Here is a 17,293-nt window from a genome sequence, read left to right as displayed (position 1 = left end):
ACCTGAGTCAGCACCGGCAGGGGCGCCGTTCTTCCCCCCGTACCGTAGGACGCATGAACATCTGCGTCTTTCTCTCCGCCGCCGACCTCGCCGACCGCTACACCCGCCCCGCCCGTGAGTTCGCCGAACTGCTCGGCAAGGGCGGGCACACGCTCGTGTGGGGCGGTTCGGAGAGCGGGCTCATGAAGGTGGTGGCGGACGGCGCGCAGGAGGCCGGAGGGCGCCTCGTGGGCGTCTCCGTGGACTTCCTGGCCGCCAAGGCGCGGACGAACGCCGACGAGATGGTGATCGCCCGTGACCTCGCCGAACGCAAGGCACTGCTTCTGGAGAAGGCCGACGCCGTCGTCATCATGGTGGGCGGCACGGGCACGCTCGACGAGGCCACCGAGATCCTCGAACTGAAGAAGCACGGCAAGCACACCAAGCCGGTCGTCCTGCTGAACACGGCGGGCTTCTACGACGGCCTCAAGGAGCAGTTCCGCCGGATGGACGACGAGGGGTTCCTGCCCCTGCCGCTCACCGAGCTCGTCTTCTTCGCCGAGGAGCCCGTCGGCGCGCTGGCGTACCTGGAGGAATCAGTCGGCACGCTCTAATGCGAGCATGGCCCGTATGGCAACACATGTGATCACCGGAGCCGGATCAGGGATCGGCGCGGCAGTGGCGCGCCGTCTGCACGCGCGCGGGGACGAACTCGTCCTCCACGCGCGCGACGCGGCCCGCGCGAAGGAACTCGCTGCGCAGTTCCCCGGCGCGGGCACCCTCGTCGGCGACCTTGCCGACCCGGACAAGCTCTCCTGGGCGTTCTCGCACCAGTCGCTGCCCGACCGGGTGGACTCGCTGCTGCACATCGCGGGCGTCGTCGACCTCGGTCCGGTCGGCGAACTCACCCCCAAGTCGTGGCGCCACCAGCTGAACGTGAACCTGGTCTCCCCCGCCGAGCTGACCCGCCACTTCCTGCCCCAGCTCCGCGTCGCCCAGGGCCACGTGATCTTCGTCAACTCCGGCGCGGGCCTCAGCGCGCACGCCGACTGGTCCGCGTACGCCGCCTCCAAGCACGGCCTGAAGGCGCTCGCCGACTCCCTGCGCCAGGAGGAGCACGGCAACGGCGTGCGGGTCACGTCGGTCTACCCGGGCCGCACCGCCAGCGCCATGCAGGTCAAGGTCCACCAGCAGGAGGGCAAGCCGTACGACGCCGCCCGCTGGATCGACCCCGAGTCGGTCGCCACGACGATCGTGATGGCCCTCGACCTGCCGCACGATGCCGAGGTCAACGACCTCACGGTGCGCCCCGGCCGCTGAGGGACCGCCTCGGTCCACCTGCGCTCGAGCCGGCCCCGGCCTCGTTACGTACGCTTCGCGGGTGAGCGAAAACAGCAAGTTCAGGCCGGGGCCGGCCACCGGTGTCGGATCGATGCCCGGTGGCGACGCGCGCGAGGCGGCCAAGACGGTCACCGGCAGTGTCGAGGAGTTCGCGTATCTGGCGGAGCTGCCCGCACGCGGACCCGGCGCCGACATGATCGGCCGGACCACCGGACTGCTCGTCGAGCTGTACGCGCGCGTGGAGCCCAGCGGCTGGCGGCTCGGGGACCGGCCCGGCCGCGACACTCGGCGCGCCCGGTCCTGGATGGGCGAGGACCTGGACGCCCTCGAGGAGTTCACGCAGGGCTACCAGGGGCCGTTGAAGGTGCAGGCGGTCGGCCCCTGGACGCTCGCCGCCGCCCTGGAACTGCGGGGCGGCGAGGTCGCCCTCTCCGACGAGGGCGCCTGCCGCGACCTGGCCGCCTCGCTCGCCGAGGGGCTGCGCCTCCACCTCGACGACGTGCGGCGCCGCGTCCCCGGCGCCGAGGTCGTGCTCCAGCTCGACGAGCCGTCCCTCATCGCCGTGCTGCGGGGCCAGATCAGGACCGCCAGCGGATACCGCACCCACCGCGCCGTCGACCGTCAGCTCGTGGAGAGCACGCTCCGCGAGGTCGTCTCGGTCCACGACGGGCCCGTCGTCGTGCATTCCTGCGCCCCGGACGTCCCGTTCGCCCTGCTGCGCCGCGCGGGCGCCGACGCCATCTCCTTCGACTTCTCGCTCCTCACCGAACGTGACGACGACGCGATCGGTGAGGCCGTCGAGGCCGGTACGCGGCTCTTCGCCGGTGTCGTGCCGGGCACGGACGGCCCGTTGTCAGACCCTGCCGGTAGCGTCATGGGAGTCAGGACGCTGTGGCGCAGGCTGGGGCTGAATCCCGGCTCCCTCGCGGAGTCGGTCACGCTCACTCCGTCGTGCGGTCTCGCGGGGGCCTCTCCCGCGTACGCGCGCGCCGCGCTCGCCCACTGCGTCCGGGCGGCGAGATCACTCGCGGACAACCCAGAGTGACGGGTCGTGGTCCGCACAGGGACAAACGGGAGGACGAGACGGTGGCCGGCGAACAGCAGCACGCACAGCCCGCAGAGGTGCCCGCGGCGGCACGGGAGCAGCACGCGCAGCTCGCCGAGCAGATCGAGGAGCACCGCTTCAGGTACTACGTGAAGGACCAGCCGGTCATCAGCGACGGCGAGTTCGACAAGCTTCTGCGCTCCCTGGAGGCGCTGGAGGAGCAGTACCCCGAGCTGCGCACGCCCGACTCGCCGACGCAGAAGGTCGCGGGTTCGTACGCGGCCGTGTCCACGTCGTTCGCCGCCGTCGAGCACCGCGAGCGCATGCTCTCCCTCGACAACGCCTTCGACGACGCCGAGTTGGCAGTCTGGGCCGACCGCATCGCCCGGGAGGTCGGCACGCCCGACTACCACTTCCTGTGCGAACTCAAGATCGACGGCCTCGCGGTCAACCTGACGTACGAGGACGGCAGGCTCACCCGCGCCGCCACCCGCGGAGACGGCCGCACAGGCGAGGACATCACTCCCAACGTGCGCACGATCGCGGAGATCCCCCACCGCCTCAAGGGTGACCGCGTTCCGGCACTCGTCGAGATCCGCGGCGAAGTCTTCTTCCCCATGGCGGCGTTCGAGGAGCTCAACGCGCGTCTGGTCGAAGCCGGTGACAAGCCCTTCGCCAACCCGCGCAACGCGGCGGCGGGTTCACTGCGCCAGAAGGACCCCCGCGTCACCGCGACGCGCCCGCTCCACATGGTCGTGCACGGCATCGGCGCCCGCGAGGGCTTCGACATCGACCGCCTCTCCCAGGCCTACGAGCTGCTGCACGAATGGGGTCTGCCCACCGCCCGGCACAACAGGGTGGTCGACGGCGTCGAGGGCGTACGGGAGTTCATCGCCCACTTCGGGGAGAACCGCCACTCCATCGTCGAGCACGAGATCGACGGCGCCGTCGTCAAGCTCGACGAGATCCCCCTCCAGGGCCGCCTCGGCTCCACGTCGCGTGCCCCGCGCTGGGCGATCGCCTGGAAGTACCCGCCGGAGGAGGTCAACACCAAGCTGGTCAACATCCGCGTGGGCGTCGGCCGCACCGGCCGCGTCACGCCGTACGCGCAGGTCGAGCCGGTCACCGTGGCCGGCTCCGAGGTCGAGTTCGCGACCCTGCACAACCAGGACGTCGTCAAGAAGAAGGGCGTTCTCATCGGGGACACCGTCGTCCTGCGCAAGGCGGGCGACGTCATCCCGGAGATCCTCGGCCCCGTCGCCGACCTGCGCGACGGCAGCGAGCGGGAGTTCGTGATGCCCGCCGAGTGCCCCGAGTGCGGCACCCCGCTGCGGCCCATGAAGGAGGGCGACATCGACCTCCGCTGCCCGAACGCCCGGTCCTGCCCGGCCCAGTTGCGCGAGCGCCTCTTCTACCTCGCGGGCCGCAAGTCCCTCGACATCGAGAACTTCGGGTACGTGGCGGCAGCCGCCCTCACCAAGCCGCTGGAGCCGGCCGAGCCGGTGCTCGCCGACGAGGGGGACCTGTTCGACCTCACCATCGAGCAGCTGCTGCCGATCCGGGCGTACGTCCTCGACCAGGACAGCGGCCTGCCCAAGCGGGACCCGAAGACCGGTGAGGAGAAGATCGCCACGGTCTTCGCCAACCAGCAGGGCGAGCCCCGCAAGAACGCCCTGTCCATGCTGGAGAACATCGCGGCGGCCAAGGAGCGGCCGCTCGCCCGTGTCATCACCGGCCTGTCCGTGCGCCATGTGGGTCCCGTCGCCGCGGAGGCGCTGGCCCGTGAGTTCCGTTCCATCGAGCGCATCGAGCAGGCCACCGAGGAGGAGCTCGCCGCCACCGACGGGGTCGGGCCGATCATCGCCGCCTCGCTCAAGCAGTGGTTCGCGCAGGACTGGCACCGCGAGATCCTGCGCAAGTGGCGGGCCGCCGGGGTGCGGATGGAGGAGGAGGGCGCCGGCGAGGACCAGGGACCGCGTCCTCTCGAAGGCCTCACGGTCGTCGTCACCGGCACCCTCGCGCATCACACCCGAGATGGCGCGAAAGAGGCCCTGCAGAGCAGAGGGGCCAAGGTGACGGGCTCCGTTTCCAAGAAGACCTCCTTCGTCGTAGTGGGGGACAACCCGGGTTCCAAGTACGACAAGGCGATGCAGCTGAAGGTTCCGGTTCTGAACGAGGACGGGTTCGCCGTCCTGCTCGAACAGGGGCCGGACGCGGCGGCGGACGCGGCGCTTCCGACCGAGCAGTAGCGGTTGAAGGCCACCCGTTCAGCGCATACCAGATGCATACGGGTGGCCGGGGCGCATTCGGGCAACCGTGGTCGACCGCTGCCCCTGGAAGCCTTCTGCGGCCTACTGTTGTGGGGTGCGCCTGCCGTGCCCGGCTGCGGATGGGGCATCCCCTGCCCATGACGGGTACGAGACAGTGAACGAGGACGCGGTACCGCTGACGGAAGTCGTCCGCGGCGGATCGCGTGGCGTGGGCACCGCCGGCTGTGAGAGGGACGGGAATGGAACCGACCGAGAGCGCCGCTCCGGACTCACGGCTGCGCACGCGCTGGCGCGTGTGGCGAGGCGCCGAGAGCCCGGCGCAGGCCGCGCGCAGCGTGCCGGGACAGGACGAGACCGGCGAGACGGACGAGACCGGAGAGTCGGACCGGGGGGACGGGCGCCGCGCGGACGACGCCGCCCCGGCAGCGCGCACCGCGGACGACGGTCCGGGCGGGAGCGAGCGCGGTGGTGCGGTGAGCAGGCTCGGTGCGTGGCGCGCGGCGTTCGGGATCCGCGGCGCAGGGCGTTCGCGCCATCGAGCGGTCTCCGGTGCGCAGGGTGAGAGCGGACGCGGGAGCTCCGTCGGCGTATCGGCCGGATCCGCGGCGCCCGCACCCGGCTGGCCCGCCTCCGGTGCGAACGGCGGGGCCGGGATCGGCGCCTACGGCGTGCCGGGATCCGGTGCGGCGGCGCCCGGTTGGCCCACGCCGGGTTCGAACGGAGGGGCGGGCGTCGGGGCCATCGGCGGCACCACCGGCTCCGGAGCGGCGGTGAGCGGCGGGACCGGCTGGACCGGGGCCGCCGCTGACGGTGGTTCCGGGTGGACGGGCGCCGAAGCGGGAGACGCGGGTGGCTGGCCGCGTGCGTACGGGACCTTCGGCGGGGGCTTCGACGAGACCTTCGGCGAGGAGGGGGCCGGCCGGCGGCGCGCCTGGACGGGCGCGCTGCCCGTGCTGCCCCTCGCGATCGTCGCCCTCGCCTCCGCCGTCCTCGCCACCGGCTTCTACCGCGCCTTCGCCGGCAGTCACGCGCTCTTCCCGTCCGGCGGCGCCGGCTGGTCCCTGGCCGTGCTGACCGGCATCATCGTCGGCCACCTCGTCGCGCTCGGCCGCGACCGCTGGTGGGGCGGCACCGGCTCGGGCGCGGCCTTGACGCTCGCGGTCCTGCTGCTCTACGGCTGGGTGCCCGCCGGCATGGTCAGCTTGGCCGTCGTCGTCCTCGTCGGCATCGCCCGCCGGCACCGCTGGCGCCAGGGCGTCCTGCACGGCGCGGTCGACATCATCGGTATCGGCGCGGGCGGCCTCGTGCTCGCCGTGTTCGGCCAGTTCCCGTCCGTGGAGTCCCCGTGGAAGCCGGAGAGCTGGACGATCCTCGACGCCCCCGAGGTGGCGCTCGTCGCGGCCGCCTACCTCACGGTCACCCGCAGCCTGCTCTGGTACGTGCACGCGCCGCGCGCCTCCGGGCTGCCCACGGTCGCCCGCACGGCCCTCGTCCGGCAGGGCCTCGTCGGCGTCGCGCTGCTCGGCATCGCCCCGCTGATCTGCGTCGTCGCGATCGCTCTGCCCATGCTGCTGCCGTTGTTCGCCATCCCGCTCATCGCGCTGGACTCGACGCTGTGGATCGCCCGGGCCCGCGCCGAGGAGCAGCTGCGCGACCCGCTCACCGGGCTGCCCAACCGGCAGTGGCTCCTTGAGCGGACCTGGACCGCGCTCGACGACGCCGAGCGGATCGGCGCGCGCAGCGCCCTCATGCTGATCGACCTGGACCGCTTCCGGTCGGTCAACGACACCCTCGGCCACCTGGCGGGGGACCGGCTCCTGCTCCAGATCGCCGACCGGCTCCGGATGGCCCTGCCCCGCGGAGCGGAGGCCGCACGCCTCGGCGGCGACGAGTTCGCCGTCCTGCTGCCCGTGGCCGACTCCACGACCTCCGCCACCCGGGTGGCGCGCACCCTGGTCGCCGCTCTCGGCTCCCCGCTCGACCTGGACGGACTCACCCTGGTCCTGGAGGCGAGCGCCGGACTCGCCGTCTTCCCCGACCACGCGCTCGACGCCGAAGGCCTCCTGCGCCGCGCGGACGTCGCCATGTACCAGGCGAAGCGCGACCGTACGGGCGTGGAGGTCTACGAGTCGAAGCGGGACTCCAACACCCCCGACCGTCTCGGCCTGCTCGGTGATCTGCGCCGCGCGCTCGACGCGGGCGACGTGGAGCTGCACTACCAGCCGAAGGTCCGCTTCGACGGACAGGTCGCGGGACTCGAGGCGCTGGTGCGCTGGGTGCACCCCGAACGGGGGAAGGTCCCGCCGGACGAGTTCATCGCCATCGCCGAGTCGTCCGGGCTCATGCCCCATCTGACCGAGTACGTCCTGGAGACGGCGCTCGCTCAGGTCGCCCGCTGGCGGGCGCAGGGCCTGCGCGTACCGGTCGCGGTGAACGTGTCGCCGAGAGACGTGCACACCCCTGGGTTCGCCGGCGCCGTCGCCGCGCGGCTCGCCCGGCACGGCGTCCCCCCGGGCGCCCTCCAGCTGGAGATAACCGAGCACGTCCTGCTGGAGGACCCCCAGCGCGCCGCCGACACCCTCGCCGGGCTCACCGGGCACGGCGTGAAGATGTCCCTCGACGACTTCGGCACCGGCTACTCCTCCCTCGTCCACCTGCGCCGCCTCCCGGTCAGCGAGCTGAAGATCGACCGCTCGTTCGTGGCCCGCCTGGCCGTGGACAACGAGGACGCGGAGATCGTCCGCTGCACCGTCGACCTGGCGCACTCGCTCGGCCTGCTCGTCGTCGCCGAGGGTGTCGAGGACGACGAGACCTGGGAGCGCCTGCGCGACCTCGGGTGCGACGCGGTCCAGGGCTGGCTGGTCGCCGCCGCGATGCCGCCGGACGAGACGACGGCGTGGCTGCGGGCACGCGGCTCCCGCGGATGGCAGCGGCCCTCCGTCCTCGCCGCCGAGGCCGAGGACCAGTCGTCGGGACAGACGGTCAACTGAGCCGTACAGGGGTGACCGAGGGCATCACGGACCTCCGAACGGGAAACCGTTTAACAGGCACGCCACCGTGCCCCATAGGATTGGGGCCAGTCGTCCCCTTCCTGTCTGTCGTGCGACGCCCGGCACGCTCGCTCGCCGCGTTGCCGAATCGTCCACGTGGCTCCGCCACGAGGACGCTCCGGCGCCTTGCGATCGCACGCACCAGACGGCGCACGACCCGCCCTCCGGGCGGACGACGGGAAGAAGACGGCTGGCCCCGGCCCGAACCACACTCACTCACCCCAGAGGATCGCTGCATGCCTGGCATCACGCGCGAGGAGGTCGCACACCTCGCACGGCTGGCGCGTCTGGAGCTGAAGGACGAAGAGCTCGACCACTTCGCCGGACAGCTCGACGACATCATCGGCGCGGTCGCCCGCGTCTCGGAGGTCGCCGACCAAGACGTACCGCCGACCTCCCACCCGCTCCCGCTGACGAACGTCATGCGGGCGGACGAGGTTCGTCCGTCGCTCACCCCCGAGCAGGCGCTCTCCGGCGCCCCGGCCCAGGAACAGCAGCGTTTCAAGGTGCCGCAGATCCTGGGGGAGGACTAATCACCATGACGGACAGCAACATCATCAAGCTCACCGCCGCCGAGATCGCCTCGAAGATCGCCGCCGGCGAGCTCACGGCCGTCGAGGTCACCGAGGCCCACCTGGCCCGGATCGAGGCCGTCGACGAGAAGGTGCACGCCTTCCTGCACGTCGACCGTGAGGGCGCGCTCGCGCAGGCCCGCGCCGTCGACGCCAAGCGCGCCGCGGGCGAGAAGCTCGGCCCGCTGGCCGGCGTACCGCTCGCGCTGAAGGACATCTTCACCACCGAGGGCATCCCGACCACGGTCGGTTCGAAGATCCTCGAAGGCTGGATCCCGCCGTACGACGCCACCCTGACGCGCAAGCTCAAGGACGCCGACGTCGTCATCCTCGGCAAGACCAACATGGACGAGTTCGCCATGGGGTCCTCCACCGAGAACAGCGCCTACGGCCCGACGGGCAACCCGTGGGACCTCACCCGCATCCCCGGCGGTTCCGGCGGCGGTTCCTCCGCGGCCCTCGCCGCCTACGAGGCCCCGCTGGCCATCGGCACGGACACCGGCGGTTCGATCCGCCAGCCCGCGGCCGTCACCGGCACCGTCGGTGTCAAGCCGACCTACGGCGGCGTCTCGCGCTACGGCATGGTGGCGTTCTCCAGCTCCCTCGACCAGGGCGGCCCCTGCGCCCGTACGGTCCTGGACGCGGCGCTCCTGCACGAGGTCATCGCCGGCCACGACCCGCTCGACTCGACGTCCATCGACGCGCCGGTCCCGCCGGTCGTCGAGGCGGCACGCAACGGCTCGGTCCGGGGCATGCGCGTCGGCGTCGTCAAGCAGTTCTCCGGCGAGGGCTACCAGGCCGGCGTCGTCCAGCGCTTCAACGAGTCGGTCGAGCTGCTCACGTCGCTCGGCGCCGAGATCGTCGAGCTGGACTGCCCGACCTTCGACCTGGCCCTGTCGGCGTACTACCTGATCGCGCCGTCCGAGTGCTCGTCCAACCTGGCCCGCTTCGACGCCATGCGCTACGGCCTGCGGGTCGGCGACGACGGCACGAAGTCGGCCGAGGACGTCACCGCCCTCACCCGTGAGGCCGGCTTCGGCGACGAGGTCAAGCGCCGCGTCATCCTCGGCACGTACGCGCTCAGCTCCGGCTACTACGACGCGTACTACGGCAGCGCCCAGAAGGTCCGCACCCTGATCACCCAGGAGTTCGAGCGGGCCTTCGAGCAGGTCGACGTGATCGTCTCGCCGACCACGCCCACCACCGCCTTCCCGATCGGCGAGCGCGCCGACGACCCGATGGCGATGTACCTGGCCGACGTGTGCACGATCCCGACCAACATGGCGGGCAACGCCGCCATGTCCCTGCCGTGCGGCCTTGCGCCGGAAGACGGCCTTCCGGTCGGGCTGCAGATCATCGCCCCCGCCATGAAGGACGACCGTCTGTACAAGGTCGGCGCTGCCGTCGAGGCCGCCTTCGTGGAAAAGTGGGGCCACCCGCTGCTCGAGGAGGCTCCGTCGCTGTGAGTGCCATGGCAAAGAAGGCCAAGAACTTCAAGAAGTCCAAGACCGGCGCATACGTCTCGATTGCGACCACTGCATTCGGCGCGATCAGTGTCGCGAAGCAGGCGAAGCTGGCCCGCAACGATCACGACACCCTGCGGCTCATCGACGCCGCGGTGTCCGCCGCCGCCATCGTTACCGGCCTGGCGATCCTCTACCGGGAGCTGAAGCGCCTGGGCGACGACGACGTCCTGCTGGGCTGAGAGGGAAAGTCTCACCGTGACCGTCACTGAACTGATGTCGTACGACGCGGCACTTGCGACGTACGACCCCGTCATGGGCCTCGAGGTCCATGTCGAGCTGGGTACGAAGACGAAGATGTTCTGCGGGTGCTCCACCGAGCTGGGCGCCGAGCCCAACTCGCAGACCTGCCCCACCTGTCTCGGCCTGCCCGGCTCACTCCCGGTCGTCAACGCGATCGGCGTCGAGTCGGCCATCAAGATCGGCCTCGCGCTCAACTGCGAGATCGCCGAGTGGTGCCGCTTCGCCCGGAAGAACTACTTCTATCCGGACATGCCGAAGAACTTCCAGACCTCCCAGTACGACGAGCCCATCGCCTTCGACGGCTACCTCGACGTACAGCTGGAGGACGGCGAGATCTTCCGCGTGGAGATCGAGCGCGCCCACATGGAGGAGGACACCGGCAAGTCGCTGCACGTCGGTGGCGCGACGGGCCGCATCCACGGCGCCTCGCACTCGCTGCTCGACTACAACCGCGCGGGCATCCCCCTCATCGAGATCGTCACCAAGCCGATCGAGGGCGCCGGGGAGCGCGCGCCGGAGGTCGCGAAGGCGTACGTCGCCGAGCTGCGCGAGGTCATCAAGGCGCTCGACGTCTCCGAGGCCCGCATGGACAAGGGCCAGATGCGCTGCGACGTGAACCTGTCGCTGCGCACCGGCCCCGAGGCGCCCTTCGGCACCCGCTCGGAGACGAAGAACGTCAACTCGCTGCGTTCCGTCGAGCGCGCCGCCCGGTACGAGATCCAGCGCCACGCCGCTGTCCTGTCGTCCGGCGGCACGATCGTGCAGGAGACCCGTCACTTCCACGAGGAGGACGGCTCCACCACGTCGGGCCGCATCAAGGACAACGCCGAGGACTACCGCTACTTCCCCGAGCCGGACCTGGTGCCGGTGGCGCCCGCCCGCGCCTGGGTGGAGGAGCTGCGCTCGGCGCTGCCCGAGATGCCGCGCGTGCGCCGCAACCGGCTGCGCGAGGAGTGGGGCGTCTCCGAGCACGACATGCAGTCGATCCTCAACGCGGGCGCGGTCGACCCGATCGTCGCCACGATCGAGGCCGGCGCGGACTCCGTCTCGGCCCGCAAGTGGTGGATGGGTGAGCTCTCCCGTCACGCCAACGAGTCGGGCACCTCGCTCGACGAGTTGCCCATCACCCCGGCCCAGGTGGCGCGGGTGGCGGCGCTCGTCTCCGCGGGTGACCTCAACGACAAGCTGGCGCGCCAGGTCATCGAGGGTGTCCTCGCGGGCGAGGGCGACCCGGACACGGTCGTCGAGAAGCGCGGCCTGAAGGTCGTCTCGGACGAGGGCGCGCTCGGCGCGGCCGTCGACGAGGCCATCGCGGGCAACGCAGGGATCGCCGACAAGATCCGTGGCGGCAAGGTCGCCGCCGTCGGCGCGCTCGTGGGTGCCGTCATGAAGGCGACCCGGGGTCAGGCCGACGCGGCGCGCGTCAAGGAACTGATCCTGGAGAAGCTGGGCGTCTCCGAGGGCTGAGATTCTGTGTCATCGACCGCCGGACGGGCTCGCAGATCCAGCCCGTCCGGCGATCGATGACCGGGGTCCCGGGCGCAGCCCCCGGACTTCGGAAGGGGGTTGGGGGAGCACGAATTCTGGAGTCGCACGTTGAGCACCGTCCCCGCCGAACTCCTCTCCGTCACCCTCCTCCTGCTCATCCTCGGCTTCGCCGTGGTCCGCCCCCGGCAGTTGCCGGAGGCCGTCGTCGCCGTACCCGCCGCGGCGATCGTCGTGGCCGTCGGCGCCGTGTCACCCGCGCACGCGTGGGCCGAGACGCGTGACCTGCTCCCGGTCGTCGGGTTCCTCGCCGCCGTCCTGGTGCTTGCTCAGCTCTGCGCCGACGAGGGCCTGTTCAAGGCCGCGGGCGACGCCATCGCGCGGGCCTGCAAGGGCAGTCCGCGCCGCATGCTCGGCGGGGTCTTCGCCGCGGCCGCCGTGATCACCGCCGTACTGAGCCTGGACGCCACGGTCGTGCTGCTCACGCCGGTCGTCCTCGCCACCGCCCGCCGCATCGGCGCGAGGCCGCGCCCGCACGTCTACGCGAGCGCCCACCTCGCCAACTCCGCCTCGCTGCTCCTGCCGGTGTCGAACCTCACCAATCTGCTCGCCTTCACCGCGAGCGGTCTCACCTTCGCGGGGTTCGCGGGGCTCATGGCCCTGCCGTGGCTGGGCGCGATCGCCGTCGAGTACGTGGTGTTCCGGCGGTACTTCGCCGACGACCTTGCGGCGCCCGCCCACGAGCCGGACGCCGAGGAGCCGCCCGGTCTGCCGGTGTTCACCCTCACCGTCCTCGCCCTGACGCTCGTGGGCTTCGTGGTCACCTCGTTCGCCGGGATCGACCCGCTGTGGGCGGCGATCGTCGGCACGGCCGTCCTCGCGGTGCGGGCGCTCGGGCAGCGGCGCACGACCCCGCTCGCGCTGGTGAAGTCGGCGCACCCGTACTTCTGCCTCTTCGTCCTCGCGCTCGGGATCGTGGTCAAGGCGGTCGTCGACAACGGTCTCGGGGACGGCATCGACCGGCTGCTGCCCGAGGGCTCGTCGCTGCCCGCGCTGCTCGCCGTCGCCGGGGTCGCGGCCCTGCTCGCCAATCTGATCAACAACCTCCCGGCCGTTCTCGCGCTGCTCCCCGTGGCGGGGCCCGCGGGCCCGGGGCCGGTCCTCGCCGTCCTCATCGGCGTCAACCTCGGCCCCAACCTCACGTATGTGGGCTCGCTCGCCACGCTCCTGTGGCGCCGCATCGTCCACGCCCACGACGTGCATCCCGAGCTCGGTGACTTCACCCGGCTCGGCGTGCTCACGGTCCCGGCGACGCTGGTCGTGTCAACGGTGGCGCTCTGGGCGGGACTTCAGTTCCTCGGCTGACGGGTCACGGAAGGCGAGTCGCGTCACCGGACCGGAAGGTGACGGTGAATTCCCTTTCCCTCCTGTGACTAAGGCCACGAAAGCGACAAAGGATCACTTCTTGCTGTAAGAGTGGCTTGCCATTGCTCATGTGTCTTTGCGGGCCGTTCCCGGTGAAGATCCACAAACCCTGGGAGCACGTCCGTGGCAGCACTCGCACGATGGTGTGCACGGCACCGTCTCGTAGTCGTCCTGCTGTGGCTCCTCGCCCTCGGCGGCACGAGCGCGGCGGCGGCCGTCGCGGGCTCCTCGTACTCGAACGACTACGAGGCACCGGGAACCGAGTCGGGACGCGCCACGCAGCTCCTCAACGACGGATTCCCCGGCCTCGGCGGTGACAGCGACACCGTCGTCTGGCACACGGACGGCAGCATGGTCCGCGCCGCCGACGTGAAAGAGCGCATGACCCGCACGCTCGACAGGATCGAGCACCTGCCCGGCATCGCCGCCGTCACCGGCCCGTACGAGCAGCAGGGCGCCGACCGGATAAGCGCCGACGGCCGCACCGCCTACGCCACGGTCACCTTCGACAAGCAGTCCGGCGACATCGCCAAGGCGGACGCCCAACGTCTCGTCGACACCGCCAAGGCCGCCGAGCACAACGCCCCCGACGGACTGCGGGTCGAACTCGGCGGCAGCGCCGTCGCCCTGACCGAGTCGGCCCAGGGGCATGTCGCGGAGATCGTCGGCGTCGTGGTCGCCGCCGTCGTCCTCCTGCTCGCCTTCGGCTCTGTCGCGGCCAGCGCCCTGCCGATCGCCACGGCCCTGGTCAGCGTGGGCACCGCCGCCTCCGGCATCGTGCTCCTCGGCCATGTGATGACCGTCGCCGACTTCGCGCCGATGCTCGGCATGCTCGTCGGCCTCGGTGTCGGCATCGACTACGCGCTGTTCATCGTGACCCGGCACCGGCGCGGTCTGAAACAGGGCCTGTCCGTGAACGAGGCGGCGGAGCGTGCCGTCGCCACCACCGGACGCGCGGTCGTCTTCGCCGGCGCCACCGTCTGCATCGCGCTCCTCGGGATGCTGATCCTGCGCCTCAGCTTCCTCAACGGCGTCGCGATCGCCGCCTCCCTGACCGTGCTCCTCACCGTCGCCGCGTCCGTCACGCTGCTGCCCGCGCTCCTGTCGTTCATCGGCATGCGCGCGCTCAGCAGGCGCCAGCGGCGCAGACTCGCCGCGCACGGACCCGAGCCGGAGCTGCCGACCGGGCTCGCCGCCCGCTGGGCCGCCTTCGTGGAGCGGCACCCCCGGCTCCTCGCCGGCCTCGCCCTCGGTGTGATCACAGTGCTGTCGCTGCCCACGCTCTTCCTGCACCTGGGCACGTCCGACCAGGGCAACAACGCGGCGTCGTCCACGACCAGGCAGGCCTACGACCTTCTCGCCGACGGATTCGGGCCCGGCGTGAACGGGCCGCTGACCCTCGTCACCCCCATAGACGGCGCCGGTGACCAGGTGGCCGTGAGCCGCCTGGAGTCCATGATCGCTTCGGCCGAGGGCGTCTCCTCGGTGACCCCGGCGACGTACAACGACAGCGGCACCGCGGCCTTCCTGACCGTCGTGCCGAAGTCCGCGCCCCAGTCCCAGAAGACCAGCGAGCTCGTCGACCGGCTGCGCACCGACGTCATCCCCGTGGCCGAGAAGGGCACGTCCCTCGACGTGCGGCTCGGCGGCGTCACCGCCAGCTACGACGACTTCGCCGACGTCATCATCGGCAAACTGCCGCTCTTCGTGGGTGTCGTCATCGGACTCGGCTGCGTCCTGCTGCTCCTCGCCTTCCGCTCGATCGGCATCCCCCTCAAGGCCGCCGCGATGAATGTCGCGGCCGTCGCCTCCGCCTTCGGCGTCGTCGTCGCGATCTTCCAGTGGGGCTGGGGCAGCGAGATGCTGGGCCTCGGCAGAGCGGGCCCGATCGAGCCCTTCCTCCCCGTGATCATGGTGTCGGTCCTGTTCGGACTCTCGATGGACTACCAGGTGTTCCTGGTCAGCCGCATGTACGAGGAGTGGCTGGAGACCGGCGACAACCGGCGGGCCGTCCGCGTCGGGCTCGCCGAGACCAGCCGCGTCATCAACTCCGCGGCAGTGATCATGATTTCGGTCTTCCTGGCCTTCGTCCTCAGCGGCGACCGCGTCATCGCGATGTTCGGCATCGCCCTGGCGGCCGCCGTCGCGCTCGACGCGTTCGTCCTGCGCACGCTCCTGGTGCCCGCCCTCATGCACATGCTCGGCGGCGCCAACTGGTGGCTGCCGAAGTGGCTCGACCGCCGACTGCCCCGCATCAGCATCGAGCCGTCCGAGTGCCGCGAGCCGCATGGGAGTATTCCCGGACAGCACCCGGCCGCGGACGGTGCCCGGCTGGACGCGCTGGTGAAGGCCGAAGCCGAGGAACGGAAGCGCGATGTACACGATCTGTCTGGGTGACGACGGCGCGGAACTGCGGCCCCTCGAGACGTGGCACGCCGAACAGTTCCTCGCCCATCTGGAGCGCGGCCGCGAGTTCATCGGGCAGCACATCTCGTTCGGCTCGGACATCAAGGACCTCGCCTCGGCCCGTGCCCTGCTCAGGTCCTACGCCGACAAGCGCGCCGCCGACAGCGGAAGCCTGCACGGGATCTGGCTGGACGGGACGCTCGTCGGCGGCCTGCTCTTCCGGATCTTCGACGCGGAGGGCGGCACCTGCGAGATCGGCTGCTGGCTCGAGCCCGCCGCCGCCGGACGAGGCCTCGTCACGCGTGGCGCGCGCGTCCTCGTCGACTGGGCGGTCCTCGAACGCGGCATCCACCGTGTGGAGTGGGTCGCCTCCTCCGAGAACGTGCCCAGTCTGAACGTGGCACGGCGGCTCGGCATGAAGCGGGAGGGTGTGCTGCGCCAGGCGAGCACGCACAAGGGCGTTCAGCAGGATCTTGAGGTGTGGTCGGTGCTCGCGCCGGAGTGGCGCGCGCGTTGATGCGCCGGGCCGTTCCGCCTGCCCGTGACCTCGTGGGCCGAGGTGGCCCGGGCGCCCTTTCGTGCGGATCACGCCGGGCTCGCGGGGCCGGGCACCGCTGTCCGGTCCGGCCTGATCCGAACGAAAGGCCCTAGCTCGCCGGTTGTGAGGCGGGTGGCTCGGGGGCGGGGGACTCTGCGCCCGACGGCGGGGCCGACGACGCTCCGGGTGCCTCGGACGACGGCGGCTGTGACGACTCGGACGACCGGGACGACGGGGACGACGGGGACGACGAGGACGTCTCGGACGACGGGGCTGTCGACGTGTTCGAGGGGGAGGCCCCGGGCGGGGTGCGCGGCGTGGTCCTGTGGTCGCTGCCGCCCGTGGTCCCCGCGGTTCGGGTGAACCAGCCGTCGGTCTCCGGGTCGTACATCACGAACCTGTTCACCGGCTGCGGCGCCGGCGACACGACCACCACGTTCGACGCCTTGTACCCCGGCCAGTCCTTGCCCTGACGCTTCACCGACCCTCGCAGAGGCACCGGCGCGAGCAGCGGGTTCCCGCACGAGCACCGCACGCGCGGCTCCCCGCGGTCGTTCACGAGCACGGCGGTGCCGGACTGGAGCACGGACTGGAAGGCCGTCGCCGCGCCGTCGCGGAAGCCGTGGTTCGTGACCCGGGTGTCGAGGCGGAGCTGGACCGGTGTCAGGGACCGCAGATAGGCGGGAACGCCGGACGGGTCGAGACCGAGGACGGAGGCGAACGCCTTGTTCTTGTCCGGCTCCGCGCCCAGCGTGCGGATCTGCTTCTCCACGTCGCAGCTGGAGATGGTGCGGGTGCCGCCGTACAGACCGGGGGCGGAGCCCTCGACGCCCCGGACGATGTTCGCGCTCGTCGACGGGCCGGTTCCCGAGGCGCTCGGCAGCGCGGTCGGCGTCGTCGCGGTGGCGCCCTTCCGCGTGCTCGACCCGGTGAACGGGTCGGGGCCGGACGAGTCGGCGCTCTGGAGAAAGAGCTCGTCGCCGGCCGCGGTTCCCCCGCCTCCACCGCCGCCGCCGGAGCTGGTGAGGACGACGGTGGCGACCACCGCCGCGACGATCAAGGCGCCGAGCGCCGCGATCTTCTTGGGCGTGAACCGCCACCAGGGGCGATCGGGGTGCGGGCCGTCCGGGGGCGGGGTGCCGTCCGGGGGTGGCGTGCCGCCGGGGGGTGGGGTGTCGCCCGGGGGTGGCGTGCCGCCGGTGCCGCCGCCCGTACTGCCGGAGCCTGAGCCGGGGCGTGAGCCGGACCCTTCGCCGTGCGGTGGTCCTGAGGGGGGTCCGGGCGGCGGGGGTGCGGACGCGGGCTGGGTCGGGCCCGAGAGCGGGCCGGATGGCGGCCCGGTGGGGCGGCCGGGCTCCGTCGGTCGGTCACTCACGGGCGCTTCTTCTCACCGTAGGAGGCATGGGACGGGGAGAG

At 71.7% G+C, this 17,293-nt stretch carries 13 protein-coding genes; 12 read left to right on the top strand and 1 reads right to left on the bottom strand.

What is annotated here, in order from left to right:
• Nucleotides 1-53: 53 nt before the first annotated feature.
• The 12 genes from ACFC96_RS18970 to ACFC96_RS18915 all read left to right on the top strand — a co-directional run bounded on the left by ACFC96_RS18970 (nucleotide 54) and on the right by ACFC96_RS18915 (nucleotide 15,856).
• On the top strand, nucleotides 54-593 hold the full coding sequence (locus ACFC96_RS18970; protein ID WP_116509606.1) for a TIGR00730 family Rossman fold protein: 540 nt from the start codon (nucleotides 54-56) through the stop codon (nucleotides 591-593).
• Nucleotides 594-600: 7 nt separating this feature from the next.
• Nucleotides 601-1,299 (top strand): SDR family oxidoreductase, encoded by a 699-nt coding sequence (locus ACFC96_RS18965; RefSeq protein WP_376259324.1) that lies wholly within the window; start codon nucleotides 601-603, stop codon nucleotides 1,297-1,299.
• A gap of 61 nt (nucleotides 1,300-1,360) precedes the next feature.
• Nucleotides 1,361-2,365 carry a methionine synthase gene (locus ACFC96_RS18960; RefSeq protein ID WP_376259322.1) on the top strand — a complete coding sequence of 335 codons (1,005 nt, stop codon included), beginning with the start codon at nucleotides 1,361-1,363 and terminating at the stop codon, nucleotides 2,363-2,365.
• A gap of 41 nt (nucleotides 2,366-2,406) precedes the next feature.
• Nucleotides 2,407-4,614, top strand: coding sequence for an NAD-dependent DNA ligase LigA (ligA, locus tag ACFC96_RS18955; protein WP_376613211.1), 2,208 nt, complete (start codon nucleotides 2,407-2,409; stop codon nucleotides 4,612-4,614).
• Between the two features lie 761 nt (nucleotides 4,615-5,375).
• On the top strand, nucleotides 5,376-7,625 hold the full coding sequence (locus tag ACFC96_RS18950) for a putative bifunctional diguanylate cyclase/phosphodiesterase (protein ID WP_376259443.1): 2,250 nt from the start codon (nucleotides 5,376-5,378) through the stop codon (nucleotides 7,623-7,625).
• Between the two features lie 296 nt (nucleotides 7,626-7,921).
• Entirely contained in the window at nucleotides 7,922-8,218 is a 297-nt protein-coding gene (gene gatC, locus ACFC96_RS18945) for an Asp-tRNA(Asn)/Glu-tRNA(Gln) amidotransferase subunit GatC (protein ID WP_016642027.1), read from the top strand.
• Nucleotides 8,218-9,723, top strand: a complete 1,506-nt coding sequence (gene gatA, locus ACFC96_RS18940; protein WP_376259441.1) for an Asp-tRNA(Asn)/Glu-tRNA(Gln) amidotransferase subunit GatA — start codon at nucleotides 8,218-8,220, stop codon at nucleotides 9,721-9,723. Before gatC ends, gatA begins: the two co-directional genes overlap by 1 nt.
• Nucleotides 9,724-9,728: 5 nt before the next feature.
• Nucleotides 9,729-9,962: a hypothetical protein gene (locus ACFC96_RS18935; protein WP_100598271.1), complete on the top strand. Its 234-nt coding sequence runs from the start codon at nucleotides 9,729-9,731 to the stop codon at nucleotides 9,960-9,962.
• A 16-nt stretch (nucleotides 9,963-9,978) separates the two neighbouring features.
• Nucleotides 9,979-11,490 carry an Asp-tRNA(Asn)/Glu-tRNA(Gln) amidotransferase subunit GatB gene (gatB, locus tag ACFC96_RS18930; protein ID WP_376259318.1) on the top strand — a complete coding sequence of 504 codons (1,512 nt, stop codon included), beginning with the start codon at nucleotides 9,979-9,981 and terminating at the stop codon, nucleotides 11,488-11,490.
• A gap of 129 nt (nucleotides 11,491-11,619) precedes the next feature.
• On the top strand, nucleotides 11,620-12,873 hold the full coding sequence (locus ACFC96_RS18925; RefSeq protein WP_376259317.1) for an SLC13 family permease: 1,254 nt from the start codon (nucleotides 11,620-11,622) through the stop codon (nucleotides 12,871-12,873).
• A 183-nt stretch (nucleotides 12,874-13,056) separates the two neighbouring features.
• Nucleotides 13,057-15,330: an MMPL family transporter gene (locus tag ACFC96_RS18920; protein ID WP_376613209.1), complete on the top strand. Its 2,274-nt coding sequence runs from the start codon at nucleotides 13,057-13,059 to the stop codon at nucleotides 15,328-15,330.
• A complete protein-coding gene (locus ACFC96_RS18915; RefSeq protein WP_376259313.1) occupies nucleotides 15,308-15,856 on the top strand; it encodes a GNAT family N-acetyltransferase in 549 nt (182 codons plus the stop codon). The genes ACFC96_RS18920 and ACFC96_RS18915 overlap by 23 nt, the downstream gene beginning before the upstream one ends.
• Nucleotides 15,857-15,986: 130 nt before the next feature.
• On the opposite strand, the gene ACFC96_RS18910 is transcribed toward ACFC96_RS18915, so the two are convergent.
• On the bottom strand, nucleotides 15,987-17,252 hold the full coding sequence (locus tag ACFC96_RS18910) for a DUF6777 domain-containing protein (RefSeq protein WP_376613207.1): 1,266 nt from the start codon (nucleotides 17,250-17,252) through the stop codon (nucleotides 15,987-15,989).
• Nucleotides 17,253-17,293 lie beyond the last annotated feature (41 nt).

Origin of the sequence: Streptomyces sp. NPDC055955 (genome assembly GCF_042270245.1) — a bacterium.
In the GTDB taxonomy this organism is placed as follows: domain Bacteria; phylum Actinomycetota; class Actinomycetes; order Streptomycetales; family Streptomycetaceae; genus Streptomyces.
The sequence above is the reverse complement of the archived record's forward strand: the minus strand, read 5'-3'. Positions and strand labels throughout refer to the sequence as shown.